Raw genomic sequence first — 13,104 nt, 5'->3', positions numbered from 1 at the left:
GGAATTGGGAACAAAGGTTATGCGGTCGGTAATGTGGATTGGGAGTTTGATCCCGCTACCAATGTCTGGACCAAAAAACCAAATCCCGGGATCGCAGGAATTGCGTATACTTTCAGTAATGCAACCAAAGGGTACGCTCTCACGACCAATAACAATCTCTGGGAGTACGACCCATCTAATGATACCTGGGCAAGGAGGGCAGATTTTCCGGGACCAGTGAGGAATGAGGGCACCGCATTTAGCATCGGGGACAATGGATATTTTGGATTTGGGATAACAGACCGTGAACTAAAAAATGATTTTTGGGAATACATCCCGCCATCAGCAAATTCCATCACGACAAAAGTTGTGGCCGATTCATTATGTTCCGGATCCACGGTGGAGGTATCATTTACAGCAAATGGAGCGTTCGGTACCGGCAATATTTTTACGGCTGAGATGAGTGATTCAGCCGGTAACTGGTCCCTGCCGAAAATATTAGGGAGAGATAGCTCTGCTATCAGCGGCGTGATCCCTGTGACAATCCCGGGCAACCTGAGTTATGGCCAGGCTTATCGCATACGGGTGGCTGCAAGCAGTCCTGCCGTTACCGGGAGCGACAACGGCGTTAATCTTGTCGTCAATCCTGCGCCGGTGGCGAGAGCCAAAGATCGGACGATATATTTAGATAAAAGGGGAATAGCCAGGCTTAGGCCGGAAGACTTAGACGATGGATCGTTGGCCTATTGCGGCGTGTTGAAACCTGCGCTCGATGACACTATTTTTTATTGCAGAGAAATTGGCCTTAATACCGTCAAACTGACTGTAACGGACGGAAACGGCAACATAGCGACGGATACGGCTGAGGTGACGGTGGTGGATAGTATGAAGCCTGTGATCAGGGATGCCTTCGTGCTGCCCAATACTTTATGGCCACCTGATAATAAGTTCAGGAAAGTAGCTGTCATATACCGTGCAGATGATAATTGCTGCATAGCAAGTAAGAGTCTGTCCGTAACGAGCAATGAACCATCAAGGGGGAAGACCAGACTGGTTCGTCCTGGACGACCACCATCTGTTGCTGAGGGCGGAAATCGATGAAAGGAAAGCCAGAGAGAGGATATATTTTATCAGGATAGTCGCCACGGATTCTTCCGGGAATTCGGATACGGCAGTACGCAGGGTTGTTGTTTCACGTCATCACAGACGAGATCATTGGGTGGCACAGGAAGAGGACAAGGACAATGAAGATGTCGGGTTTGGAAAGGCGGGCCCGGCTGTAAATGGTTTGGATGTCAGCGTGCACCCCAATCCAACCCGCCAGGCTTTCATCCTTGTTCTTCGCAGCAATGACAACCGACCTATCCTGGTTCGGGTGGTGGATAATTTTGGTCGCCTTGTAGAGACGAGGACTAATATTCAGCCGGGCGGGGAATTACAGATCGGCAGTGGATACAGACCCGGAAATTATTATGTTCAGGCTATTCAGGGGGAAGACCGGGTGACCTTACAATTGGTAAAACTGGCAAATTAATAGTCGACCGGTCCTTTGGGTATCGCGCAGGAATAGTCTGCATAAGCCTCCGGCGCGGAGTTGTACTGGTTAAAAGGATAGTTGAACCAGCGTTCGAGATTGATGGGATTCAGGGGCAGTCCGAAGTCGTTGTAGCGGGGAAGGTAACTGTCTTCGGTTGATACAAGGTTGTTACGGCTGTAGTTCCTGTAAACAAACTGCCATACTTTATTGGTACGGTACATGTTGACCTTTTTATCATAGGAGATACCGGTGCCCGGCAAGGGGGATTGCCATTGGCGTCATAGGCGATGACACTCTGCAGCGAAGGCGTGTTGGGCGGTTCGTTGGGAATAGACCAGATCTTGACAATCCTGGAAAAATTATCCAGCGTATAGGCGCTGATACGATAACTGTTGGTATTTTTTGCGAGGGGGAGGGCCCGCGGACATCACCAGTGTCATAGAACATTACGGTGTCAATTATGTAGTCCGGTCTCAGATAGAAGTATTTGTGCCATTCAACGGCACCGAAATTGCCAGCATAGGCCAACATGTAGTCCGACAGTCTGTCCTGGTGGTCATACCTGAAATACTGATCATAGCCGGTTGGAGCCGCCCGGTTGGAATCCATCATGGTTATGGGGTTCCCCTTCCCGTTGTAGCTAAAGACATAATTAGTTGGTTTTCCGGCCAGGGAAACTACCCTGAAGTTGGTGATTCGGCAAGGTGGGGTGTACGCAGCCGGGTGTTCCTGGATATAGTCATAGACTTTTTTACAGGAAGGAAAAAGGGAAAAGGCCAGGCATGCAGCGAGACCAAAGAAGCTGATCTTTGTCATAAGAAAGAATTTGAGATGGTCAAAAAATAACGGGAAACGGGTGGGTTGGGCAGGATGGGTGGGATTGTCTATGTCAATATTAGAAAGAAATCCGTGGAGACAGGCATGATCCTGGTCAAACTAGCGGATGATATTGGTCATTTTCAGGCTTCCAGCACGCTAAGGACCAGCTCTTTGTAACTGCGCCCGATGGGGAGGCGTTTGCCGCCGAGTTCGACTTCGGTGGCGCTGAATGCCTCGATCTTGTCTTTTGCCACGATGAATGACCGATGGATGCGCAGGAAATTGTTTTCGTTGAGCAGCTCGTCGGCCTGGTTCAGTTTGAATTTGGTGAGCAGGCTCTTGTTCTTTGTATTTACCCGGATATATTCTTTCATACTTTCTATGTAGAGGATCTCGTCGAGGAAGATCTTCACTTTTTCTTGCCGACGTTGAAGAATATATAAGTGCGTTCGCCGGGGGAGCCGCGGATTTTGCGGGCAGTATGGTCTCTTTGGTCTGTTCAATTTTGTTGACGGCTTTTAGAAAACGGCTGAATTCTATCGGTTTTAAAAGGTAGTCCAGCACGTTGAACTCATAGCCCTGCAGCGCATATCCCTGATAGGCTGAGGTAATGATGATCTTTGGTGGTTTTTTCAGGACGTTGATCAGGTCGAGGCCTTTCATCTTTGGCAGGTGTATGTCAAGGAACATCAGGTCGATGTCAAATTTCTGCAGGCTCTCCATAGCGAAAAAGGCGTCGCTGCAGCAGCAGACCAGTTGGAGGAAGGGAACCTGCCGGATATAGTCCTGCAACACTTCGGCAGCCAGGGGCTCGTCTTCTATGATCATACAGTTATATGTTTGCATATCGCCTAAGGTTGATTTTCAGGAAAAGCCGGAAGACGGCGGGCTCGCACCGGATAGAGACCTCGTGTTCTTCATATAATAGTTCCAGCTGTCTGCGGACATTGGCGAGGCCGATATTCTCGTCGAATGTCCTTTTGCCGTCCTCTTCCTTTGTGTTCTCGATATGAAATTCGAGGATCCCGTCCTGGAGGGTCATTTCCAGATGGATATATGACTCGAATCTGCTTTCGCTGGCGCCGTGTTTGAATGCGTTCTCCACGAAGGGTATGAGGAGGAGGGGGCTATCGGTTCGTTCTCGTTGTCGATCTCCCTGATGAAACTGAGCGTAAGCCGTTCGGAGTATCTCAATTTTTCCAGTTCGATATAGTCGTCGAGTATTTTGATCTCGTCGCTGATCCTGATCTGTGCGTTGTTTGTCTCATAGAGCATGAACCGAAGTAGTTTGGACAGTTTCATTACCACGTCGGCCGTCTCGTCGGATTTTTTCTTGCCAGGGCGTAGATATTATTCAGGGTGTTGAAAAGAAAATGGGGGTTGGTCTGGTTTCGGAGGAATTTTAGCTCGGTCTCCAGCTTGTCCCGGATGAGGGCGTTCTCTTTTCCTTGCTGGCCAGCTGGAGGCGGAACTGTTTGACCATGATGGCCAGCCCTGCCGCAAAGCCAATGTCCATTACACTTTGCAGGATCCTGCGGCCGCTGAGGTAGGGTCCGAACCTGGCCAGTCCGTGGTATAGTACGGGGCCCTGGAAAAAAACGCTGATCGCGCGATAGAGCAGAAGGGAGACCGTCAGTGCCAGCAGCAGTTGGGCGATATAGATTGCCCGCCGCGATCTGGCATTCAGCAGCCTGGGGAGGTTGTGGTAGAGTACATAATAGATGAAGAGCAGTTTCGGGATCAGGGAGGTCAGGCTGTTGAGGAAGGCCAGTGCCGAGCTGGTGACCGGCCGAGGCTTTGTAGAGCAGGTCCTTATCCCACAGGTATATCAGGGTCGTGTCCTCCGTCATATAGGCGAGCCAGAACAAGACATGCAGGGATACTCTTTTCCAGTTGACTGTTTTCATCGTTTGCTGCGGTCGTAGACCAATGTAAGGTTTTTTTACATGTGTTCTGCCAAATATTCCGCCTCAGGAAGGGGGAAAACGGCGCCCGTGGGTCGGATGATGTTGTCTGGGCGGCCGATCGTGCTGTTCGTTGAAATTGGGCCGGGCGGGCGGGATATTGTGGTAAATTAAGTGAGGCTCACAGTCAACATTTGGTCACTAAGGGATCGCCAGGGGCGGTCCTTTTTTGGTATTATGATCTGAATAGATCAGGACGGTTATGCCGCAGGGATAGACTCTGGCGGAGCAGGGTGTAAGCCGAAGGATATCGTCCAACTTTTTGAATATGGAAACGCCTTTGCCGAGGATCGCGGGGTTGACGATAAAATGGTATTCGTCGATCAGGCCGGTCCTGACCAGGGCATTGGCGAAAGTCGCTCCTCCGTAGGTGATCATGTCCTTACCGGGGAGTTTCTTCAACCTTAGTACTTCCGTGGCGAGGTCCTCTGTGGTGGTGGTGGTGTTGTCCCAGCGGGACCGGCGCGGTTTCCGGCTAAAAACGTGTTTGTGAGCGGCTACGACGTTGGCCGCAAATACGTTTTGGGGGTTGTCCTTCTGGCCGGCGATATTGTTCCAGTGGTCGATATATCCGCCATCGGCCATATCCCAGCCAAGGAGGATCGTATCGTTGGATGCGGTTGTATCGGTGAAATATTTTTTTAGTTCTTCGTCCCAGGTCCATGGACCCGTGTAGGGCCAGATCATCCAGCTCATGCCTGATTCTTTTCCCGCGATAAAGAGATCGAGAGAGACCTGCATTTGTAATTTTAGTTTACGCATTTGGTTGATTTGTTGATGTAAAGCTAAGCGGAGGTGATCTGTGCGGCAGGGTGTAAATGAGACATTGTTAGGGGGTGTTTTGACGGCCATGTCGCGATCCAGGGGTAAGTATGTCGCGATCGGCATGAGTTTGAGTGGGATTTTGTATTCAATTTTGTATAAGAAATAATCTCTTATGCAAAGGATGGTAAAAAAATTTGTTGTGGCGGTGTTGTTGGGAACCGTTGTATTGTTTGTCTGGGGCGGCTTTTCGCATATGGTGTTGTTCGTTGGGGCGGGTTTTAAGCGTTTGCCGGATGAGGACCGGCTGATCGAATCGCTCAAAAGGAGCAAAGACGAGCAGGGTCTCGGTTATTTCCTAACGGGTTTGGTGGTATGCAGGATGGTCCGGGGCAGGGCTAGTCAGTATGCCTGAACGCCCTTGCCGTCTGGTGTGGGCAACAGGGGCTTTTTCGGTCTGATGGTATTGAAGTCGACCACTCCATTTTCCTTTGCCCAGTCAAAATACAGACGGGATAATTTGTTAACTATCTCTGCATTTTGTGCGGAAAGGTTGTTGGTTTCTCCTCTGTCGTCGGAAATATCATATAGTTCCCACTGATAGGAAGGGTAAATAGACAGTAGTTTCCACTTTCCAAGTTGTACGGCCCGGTTGCCGGCCCGCTCCCAGAAAAGGGGCCGATCGGGAAAAGGGGTTTGCTGTAGCAACATATTCTTCAGACTCTTCCCTGGCAGCTTGTACGTATTTACGCCGTTGTATTTTGAGGGATAGGCAATGCCAGCTATATCATAGAAGGTTGGCGCCAGATCAATAATATGGCCATCACCCTGAAGTAGGGTACCTGCTTTAATTTTTCCGGGATACCAGGCGATAAAGGGTGTACGGATACCGCCTTCGTAGGCATAGGATTTAAATGCCCGGTAGGGTGTATTGGAAGCATAGGACCAATTCTTTGTTTGCGATTCAAAACTTCCCGCTGTTCCAACGGGACCTTCATTGACTGCCGCGCCCAGGAAGCGGGATACATCCTCAACGGGTGCGCCGTTGTCTGACAGAAAAAATATGATCGTATTGTCGGACGCCTTTGTTTCCTTAAGTGTTACCAATAGGCGTCCTATTTGCTGGTCCAGCCGGTCGACCATTGCAGCATACACTTCCATTTTTCTCGACCAGAAGCGCTGCTCCTCGTAGGTCAGGCTATTCCAGTCCGGAATATCGTTGTCTTTTATGGAAGGTTTGGTATTGGCGGGGATGATGCCCAGTTCCATTTGCTTTTTCAGTCGTTGTGTTCTTATCGAATCCCAGCCGATATCATACAGGCCTCTGTATTTTTCAATATCTTCCTTTTTGGCCTGCAATGGCCAGTGTGGTGCGTTGTACGCCAGGTACAGGAAAAAGGGTTTAGGAGTTTTTGCTGCCTCCGTTACATACTGCAGGGCATAGTCGGTTATCTTGTCGGTGGCATAAAAATCCGGCTCGCTCCTGAATGAAACTGCTTTATTGTCGTCATAAAATGGTCCTGGTTCGCGAGTCCCTTTTTGAACGGCGGGGCCATACAGGTAAGAGGAGCCGCCGCCTAAAAACGCGAAGGCATGATCAAAGCCCCGTTGAACAGGCCATTCCTTATTGGAGCTATCTCCACCTACATGCCACTTGCCTGAAAGGTAGGTTTGGTATCCGCCTTGTTTCAATACTTCGGCAAAAGTTAGCGATTCTTTGTTCAGATACCCCTGGTAGGGTGGGAGCCCAAGGTTTATATTAAAATACCCTAGTCCTGCCTTGTGCGGATACTGTCCCGTAAGGACGGAGGCCCTGGTAGGGGCGCAGATGGAACTATTATAAAATTGTGTAAACCGCAGTCCTTCAGCCGCGAGCTTGTCGAGGTTGGGCGTGTGTATTTCCGAACCGTAGGAACCCAGATCGGAATAGCCCATATCATCCACCAGTATCAAAATGATATTGGGTTGTTTCTGTCCGAAGACATTGTAGCAAGAACCCGTTAAGAGTAACAATACCGCTATTTGGGAAATGCTGCGCATATGAGGTGTTTTCAAAATGGTCAGCCGCTGGTTCAAAGATATATTTTCCCGGTGTAACCAGCGTACTATTTGTCTGCGGGGGCGGAGGCGGGAGTGGAGGTGGCGCCAGCCAGCCAGAGGATCGCGTCTTCGAACAAATGGTTTTGGGTTGGAGAGGCGAAGATCTGGTCGCCGTGTCCCATATTCATATAGAGCATTTTGTAGCGGGTATTGGTCCAGACTACGGGGATATCGCCGCTGCGGATGATGTCTTTTTTACCGAGGGGATAGTTGGTCGTGTCGAGCGTCATGAGTACGTGGACATTCTTTGTCAACCGGGGATCGGGGCGCCAGCCATACCATTCGTTGATGGGCGCTTCATAGCGGGAGGGGAGGCGTTTTGTGGCGGAATGGTGGTTGTCGTCGACAATGAGTTTGGCTGCGAGCGGCGGCCAGTTGTTGTTGTAAAAGACGGCGCCGCCGAGAAAATCGACGAACCAGGGCCAGTTGGTGGTTTTGTCGTTGTAGGCTGCTACGTGGAAGCCGAGCCAGGAGCCGCCTTTTTCCATATAGTGGCGAAAGGCCGATCGTTGTTCTTCCGTGTGGGGAAAGTCGTTGAGCCAGAGTATGACCTGGTAGTTGGCCAGGGAAGCATTGCAGTTGTCCCAGTTGGTGGTGGTATCGAAGGTGAAGCCTTTGCGGGCGGCGAGGGAGGAGTAAAAATCGATGGCGTCGCGGGCAAAATCGACGTGGTCGGATTCTACGGTGGTGGAGAGGAACGCCAGGGCGTGGAAGGTGGGGTTTGCGGCGGCCGCGGGGGGTATGGTGTCGCGGTTGCGGCGGCTGCGGGGTTGTGGGTTGTTCGGGTTTTGCGGGTTGTTCGGGTTTTGCGGGTTGTTCGGGTTTTGCCGACGATGCCCAGAAGATCGCGTTGGAGAAAAGTTTCTTATAGACGGGATCGTCGAAGAGTATGGGAGAATGGCCCATGAAGATATAGATATTGCGGGCCTTTAGTTTTTCATTGGTCCAGATGACGGGGTGGTCGCCCATTTTTACGGTAGTATCGGGGCGATAGGTCGATTCGTCGACGCTGGCCAGTACGCGGACGTTGGGCCGGGGGATTTGTCATAGGTGTACCATTCTTCTTTTTGCACCGTAAAGGAATCGGGGATTCCGTTGAGAACGGGATGGCTATGGTCTTCGACACGGACGGTGGCGCTTGCGAATCGGCCGATATAGTCTTTCCAGCGGATGCCGCCCATAAAGTCCGAGAACCAGGGCCATATGGGGAAGCCGTCAAATTCGCCCAGCAGTGTGGCGTGGTGAAATCCGACCCATCCTCCTTTTCCCTGTTCGATATAGTCCCTGAATGCCGTCATGGTTGCCGGCTGCCAGCCGTAGGGCACGTAGTCCAGCTGGATGATCAGCTGGTAGTTGGCGAGGAGCGCCGCAGTCATCGTGTCGGCGTGGGTACTGTAGTCCACGGTGAAATTGCTGTCCGCCGCCAGCTGGTCGAGCCAGAGGCGCGCCCTTTTCGAGTATTCGAGGTGATGGCCGCCGTTCTCGTAGATGGCGAGGGCGCGGAAACGGGGGTGAGCGGGGGCCGGAGGCCTCGCGGTTGCGGGCTCGGGGCCGGATGGTGTTGCGCCGGTCTGGGCGGCGAGGTTGTTCATCATGTCGAGAGAGGCGGAGTGGAGTCCGGCGAAGAGGATGCTGTCTTCGGAAGACCAGGGATGGCCGTGGAGAAAGTCCCACCAGCGGTATTCGATCTTCGAGTAGTCGTTGGTAATGCCGGGCTCGTGCGGCTTTTCATAGTAGTGAAAGAGGTGGAGGGTGTATTCGTTGTCTGTCCGGACGGCGGTCCAGTCATAGCGGACCTGATAATAGTGCCCTGATTTGGTCGTCATCAGTTGGAACTGACCGGTACCCTTGAGCGAGTCGCCGGAGGCATTCTCTATCGTGAGACCGCGGGCGGTGAGGTGGCGCGACAGTTCGCTCGTTGTGATCGGGCGGTTTTGCGCATATCGCTGTTCGTAGCTGATCTTTCCCTTCTTCATGGGTATCGGCGGCGGGCTGTTGAGGCCGGCCCAGAGTAGGGCGTCGCGGAGGAGTGTGGCATAGTTGCTATCGGCCAGCAGAACGGGGTCGTGGCCGACGCCGATATAGATCATCCTGCGATAGCGGGGTTGGTCCAGATGATCGGGTGGTCGCCCATCGGCCGGTTCTGGTGATAGCTGGATTCGTCGACGGAGGCCAGGACGCGGACCTTTCCGCGGGGGCTTTTGTCGAACTCGTACCATTCGTCCGGCACTTCCATCTTTGTGGGCAGGTGTAGCGTGGCGGGGTGTTTATGGTCTTCCACCACGAGAGTAGCCTTTTGAAATTTGGGGTGCGGAGAATAGGTAACGCCTCCCATAAAATCCTCGAACCACTGCCAGTAGTTGCTGCCTTTGGCGGGGAACTGGCGTCCGGTGAGGCCGGCCGCGTGGATCCCGACCCAGGCGCCGCCGGTTTCGACGAAATGCTGCAGGGCCTGCTGCTGTGAAGGCGACATATCGAAGGGGGCCAGATGCAGCATGACGAAGACCTGGTAGCGGGCCAAATTGCCGGGGTTGATGAGGCTGGTGTCGTCGCTGAAGTCCAGGCCGAAATCGTTGGCTGCCGCCAGTTGTTCGAAGAAAGGGCGGGCGGCGGTGATCATTTTTTGGTGGTCTGAAGCGCGCGAGGCGATGACGAGGACGCGGAAGCGTTGCGCGGCGCCGGGGGCCGGGGAGCGGGCGTGGGCTCCGCGGTGGTGGCGGAGGTCCCGGCTACCGACATCAAAACAAGGAGGATCAGTGTTTTAAACATAAGATCAGCTATTGGCTTCCAAATATCCCAGGGCGGGGCCGGACGAGCAATTTGTTAGCCCCTACATTAACACTACATCGGCCGTTTGTCGATAAATTACGGTTTTGGCGGGGATAGTTTTGCAAAAGGCTTCCTAAATTGTTGCCAGATGAAAAAATTGATTGCTGCCGTCATTCTTTTTGTTGCGTGGATCGGTCCGGGATGGAGTCAGTCGACGATCGGATTGCCGGCGATAAGAAATTTCCGGAATACAGACTATCATGCGGCTTTGGAGGTATCGGATGTCTGCCAGGACCGGCGTGGGTTGCTGTATTTCGCCAACAACGATGGGCTGCTGACCTATAACGGGGCTTACTGGAAGCTCTATCTTCTCCCCAACAAGGCGGCGGTTAAGTCTTTGGCGATGGATGCCGCGGGTCGGATCTATGTGGGGGGCCAGGACGAGGTGGGTTATTTTTTTCCGGATCGGGCTGGTATTTTGGAGTATCATTCGCTCAAGGAAAATTTGCCTGTGGTTGCCCGGCAGTTCGCCGATATCTGGAATATTGTGGTGACCGGGGATGCCGTATATTTTCGGACCATCGAATCCATCTTTTGCTGGAAGGACGGCAAAATGACGACCTATGATGCGCCAGGCGGCTGGCAGCTGATGACACGGGTGGACTCTCTGCTGTTTGCCGCGGATAAGGTTGCGGGACTGCAGGTGTTGCGGGACGGGCAGTGGCGGCCGGCTGTGGAGAGCCGGGTGATGGGGACTGGTCCCGGGGGTCGGCCGGCAGGGACCGGGGCTGTCGGCGGTCAGCCAGCAGGGACCGGGGCTGTCGGTGGTGGGGAGGCGGCGCTCCATATTACCGGGATCGCGGCGTATTCGAAAGACACCCTGCTGGTAGCGACCTTAAAGAACGGACTTTATCTGCTGTCGGGGGCTACGCTGATCCATAAACCAACAACGGCCGATGCGCAGCTGACGAATAATCTGATCAATACCCTCCGGAGGATCGGCCGGGACCGGTATGCTATCGGGACGAGTACCGGCGGCGTGTTTATTCTGAACGGGCGCGGGGACATTATCCAGCGCTATTCGGGTGCGGAAGGGCTGGGCAGCAATAACGTCCTGTGTGTGGGGACCGACCGGGAGTCGAACCTGTGGCTGGGTCTCGAGAATGGGATCTCCTTTATTCATTACAATACTTCGGTGAAACGGATCAGGCCCGTCCGGGACAATCAGCTGCTTTGCAATGCGGCTGGCGTCTATGGCGGAAGATTGTATATCGGGACCTCCAATGGGCTGTACAGTGTGGGGCTGGATCCATCGGTTAAGGACATGAGTGCGCTGAAGGGGAATTTCACCGAGGTCGCGAATACGAAGGGAAGAGTCTGGAGCCTGGCGGAGCTGGATGGCAGTCTGCTGATGGGACATCAGGACGGGGCTTATGTGATAAGAGACGATAAGGCGGCGCCGATAATGACCCGGCAGGGAGTGTGGGGTTTTGTCGGGTTGCCGGGGTCGGGTGTGTGGACTGGGACGGGGACGGGCATGCAGAATGGGACGGAGACGCACGCCGGGATTGTCGCCGGGACCTATACGGGGTTGCAGGGTATTTCATTCGGGAACGGGCAGTTCAGGGAGGTGGGCAAGGTCAATGATCTTTACGAGTCGCTGCCGGGCTTGGCTGTAGACAGCACCGGAACCGTCTGGGCCTCCCATCCGTACCGGGGCGTGTTTAGGAATCCGGCGGGTGCCAGGGCCTATTCGCACTATGGGGTAAAAGAAGGGCTGCCCTCCACGCTCAACAATTCTGTTCATATCATTCGGGGCAGGTGCGTGGTGACGACGGAAAAAGGGGTTTATGCCTACGATGAAAAGACAGACCGGTTCAGCCGCTCCGCCTGGTTCGAGCCTATTTTTCACGATACGGGCGTAGAATATCTGAGGGAAGATAAGACCGGCAGTATCTGGTTCGTCAGCAACCGGCGGGTAGGCGTTATCGATACCGGAAAACCGGGCGGCGCATATCCTTATACGGTCGTCTATTTTCCCGAGTTGACGGATCAGACCGTAAAAGGATCGGCCTATATTTATCCCTATGACCGGGAGAATATTTTTATCGGCGGCAACAATGGGGTCTTCCACCTGAATTATAGCCGGTATATCCAGGAGGACAATGACCTGTCGGTGATGCTGAGTACGGTGAAGGCGATCGCCGAAAAAGACAGTCTGGTATTCGGCGGTTATGCGGCGGATGCAGGGGCGGTCATTCGTCTGCCGAATCACTGGAACTCCTTCCATTTCGAATATTCTTCGCCTTTTTATGCACAGCAGAGCAATGTGGAGTTCAGCTACCGGCTCGAAGGTTTTGACAGGGATTGGTCGGCGTGGACGACGCGGACGGAGAAGGACTATACGAATCTGCCTTATGGCAAGTATAGTTTTGGCGTGCGGGCCCGCGACAACCTGGGGAATATATCTGCGCCGGCGGTCTATTCCTTCATTGTTAACCCAGCCTGGTATCAGACCGTATGGGCCTGGTTATTGTACGCGGCGGCAGCGTGCGGTCTGATCTATGCCGTCCGGAAGGCCCAGCTGCGGAGGCTGGCGATGCACCGAAAAAAATACGAGGAGGAACAGGAAAGGCGAAATTATCTGCATAGCCTCGAACTAGACCGGAAAGAAAAAGGGCTGATCGCGCTGCAGAATGAGAAGCTGGCCGACGAGCTCCAGTTCAAGAACAAGGAGCTGGCGACGGTGACCATGCATCTTGTCGAAAGGGGCGGGATAACCCTCAACATAAAAGAAGAGCTGCATGCGGTGATCAAAAAACTGAATATCCCCAACCTGAGCTATGAATTCAGGAGTGTGTTCAGGATGATCGGCGATACGGAGAAGAGCGATGAAGACTGGAATAAATTCGCCCTGTATTTCGACCAGGTACATAACAATTTTCTGACGACCCTGAAATCGAAATCCCCGCAGCTGAGTCCGACGGACCTCAAGCTATGTGCGTATCTGCGGCTAAACCTGACCTCGAAAGAGATCGCGCAGATCCTGAATATTTCTTTGAAAGGGGTGGAGGTGAGCAGGTACAGGCTGCGGAAGAAACTGAATCTTCCGACGGAAGTGAATTTGTATGATTATCTGATCGGTGTGACGGGAGAATGACGGCTCAGCATTAA

Annotated in this window: 14 protein-coding genes and 3 pseudogenes; 6 read left to right on the top strand and 11 right to left on the bottom strand. The window is 52.9% G+C overall.

The genetic code is table 11. The annotated features are described in order from the left end of the window. Positions 1–33 precede the first annotated feature (33 nt). Positions 34–1,080, top strand: a complete 1,047-nt coding sequence (locus tag ACQ86N_RS18190; RefSeq protein WP_431216376.1) for a hypothetical protein — start codon at positions 34–36, stop codon at positions 1,078–1,080. After that, positions 1,058–1,513, top strand: coding sequence for a T9SS type A sorting domain-containing protein (locus ACQ86N_RS18185; protein ID WP_431216375.1), 456 nt, complete (start codon positions 1,058–1,060; stop codon positions 1,511–1,513). The genes ACQ86N_RS18190 and ACQ86N_RS18185 overlap by 23 nt, the downstream gene beginning before the upstream one ends. Here ACQ86N_RS18185 and ACQ86N_RS18180 read toward each other — a convergent pair. Next, complete coding sequence (locus ACQ86N_RS18180) at positions 1,510–1,737, bottom strand: hypothetical protein (RefSeq protein ID WP_431216374.1); 228 nt, start codon at positions 1,735–1,737, stop codon at positions 1,510–1,512. The genes ACQ86N_RS18185 and ACQ86N_RS18180 overlap by 4 nt on opposite strands. 268 nt (positions 1,738–2,005) lie before the next feature. On the opposite strand from ACQ86N_RS18180, the gene ACQ86N_RS18175 reads away from it, so the two are divergent. Further along, positions 2,006–2,362 (top strand): hypothetical protein, encoded by a 357-nt coding sequence (locus ACQ86N_RS18175; RefSeq protein ID WP_431216373.1) that lies wholly within the window; start codon positions 2,006–2,008, stop codon positions 2,360–2,362. 113 nt (positions 2,363–2,475) lie between these two features. Here ACQ86N_RS18175 and ACQ86N_RS18170 read toward each other — a convergent pair whose 3' ends face one another. From ACQ86N_RS18170 to ACQ86N_RS18150, 5 genes and pseudogenes are all read right to left on the bottom strand, one after another. Continuing rightward, on the bottom strand, positions 2,476–2,748 hold the full coding sequence (locus tag ACQ86N_RS18170; protein ID WP_431216372.1) for a LytR/AlgR family response regulator transcription factor: 273 nt from the start codon (positions 2,746–2,748) through the stop codon (positions 2,476–2,478). 157 nt (positions 2,749–2,905) lie between these two features. After that, positions 2,906–3,163 (bottom strand): annotated as a pseudogene (locus ACQ86N_RS18165) (LytR/AlgR family response regulator transcription factor); the annotation flags it as partial. A gap of 4 nt (positions 3,164–3,167) precedes the next feature. Next, entirely contained in the window at positions 3,168–3,377 is a 210-nt protein-coding gene (locus ACQ86N_RS18160) for a hypothetical protein (RefSeq protein WP_431216371.1), read from the bottom strand. Beyond that, positions 3,374–4,185: pseudogene (locus ACQ86N_RS18155) on the bottom strand (sensor histidine kinase). The gene ACQ86N_RS18160 and the pseudogene ACQ86N_RS18155 overlap by 4 nt, the downstream one beginning before the upstream one ends. 255 nt (positions 4,186–4,440) lie before the next feature. Then, entirely contained in the window at positions 4,441–5,061 is a 621-nt protein-coding gene (locus ACQ86N_RS18150; RefSeq protein WP_431216370.1) for a dihydrofolate reductase family protein, read from the bottom strand. 175 nt (positions 5,062–5,236) lie between these two features. Between ACQ86N_RS18150 and ACQ86N_RS18145 the strand changes: the two genes are divergently transcribed. Continuing rightward, positions 5,237–5,476: a hypothetical protein gene (locus tag ACQ86N_RS18145; protein ID WP_431216369.1), complete on the top strand. Its 240-nt coding sequence runs from the start codon at positions 5,237–5,239 to the stop codon at positions 5,474–5,476. Here the strand turns inward: ACQ86N_RS18145 and ACQ86N_RS18140 are convergent. Beyond that, complete coding sequence (locus ACQ86N_RS18140; protein WP_431216368.1) at positions 5,464–7,101, bottom strand: arylsulfatase; 1,638 nt, start codon at positions 7,099–7,101, stop codon at positions 5,464–5,466. The genes ACQ86N_RS18145 and ACQ86N_RS18140 overlap by 13 nt on opposite strands. A 65-nt stretch (positions 7,102–7,166) precedes the next feature. After that, the gene (locus ACQ86N_RS18135; RefSeq protein WP_431217467.1) at positions 7,167–7,808 is read right to left on the bottom strand and encodes a ThuA domain-containing protein; all 642 of its coding nucleotides are present in this window, start codon (positions 7,806–7,808) and stop codon (positions 7,167–7,169) included. On the opposite strand from ACQ86N_RS18135, the gene ACQ86N_RS18130 reads away from it, so the two are divergent. Beyond that, entirely contained in the window at positions 7,807–8,094 is a 288-nt protein-coding gene (locus ACQ86N_RS18130; protein WP_431216367.1) for a hypothetical protein, read from the top strand. The two genes, ACQ86N_RS18135 and ACQ86N_RS18130, sit on opposite strands and share 2 nt — an antisense overlap. On the opposite strand, the pseudogene ACQ86N_RS18125 reads toward ACQ86N_RS18130, so the two are convergent. The 3 genes and pseudogenes from ACQ86N_RS18125 to ACQ86N_RS18115 form a co-directional block, all read right to left on the bottom strand. Continuing rightward, a pseudogene (locus tag ACQ86N_RS18125) lies at positions 8,056–8,178 on the bottom strand (ThuA domain-containing protein); the annotation flags it as partial. The gene ACQ86N_RS18130 and the pseudogene ACQ86N_RS18125 overlap by 39 nt on opposite strands. Further along, positions 8,133–9,251 (bottom strand): ThuA domain-containing protein, encoded by a 1,119-nt coding sequence (locus ACQ86N_RS18120; RefSeq protein ID WP_431216366.1) that lies wholly within the window; start codon positions 9,249–9,251, stop codon positions 8,133–8,135. The pseudogene ACQ86N_RS18125 and the gene ACQ86N_RS18120, both read right to left, overlap by 46 nt. After that, entirely contained in the window at positions 9,248–9,811 is a 564-nt protein-coding gene (locus ACQ86N_RS18115; RefSeq protein WP_431217466.1) for a ThuA domain-containing protein, read from the bottom strand. Before ACQ86N_RS18115 ends, ACQ86N_RS18120 begins: the two co-directional genes overlap by 4 nt. A gap of 267 nt (positions 9,812–10,078) precedes the next feature. On the opposite strand from ACQ86N_RS18115, the gene ACQ86N_RS18110 reads away from it, so the two are divergent. Then, positions 10,079–13,090, top strand: a complete 3,012-nt coding sequence (locus tag ACQ86N_RS18110; protein ID WP_431216365.1) for a triple tyrosine motif-containing protein — start codon at positions 10,079–10,081, stop codon at positions 13,088–13,090. Positions 13,091–13,104: the final 14 nt, after the last annotated feature.

It is taken from the genome of Puia sp. P3, from assembly GCF_050632245.1.
In the GTDB taxonomy this organism is placed as follows: domain Bacteria; phylum Bacteroidota; class Bacteroidia; order Chitinophagales; family Chitinophagaceae; genus Puia.
The sequence above is the reverse complement of the archived record's forward strand: the minus strand, read 5'-3'. Positions and strand labels throughout refer to the sequence as shown.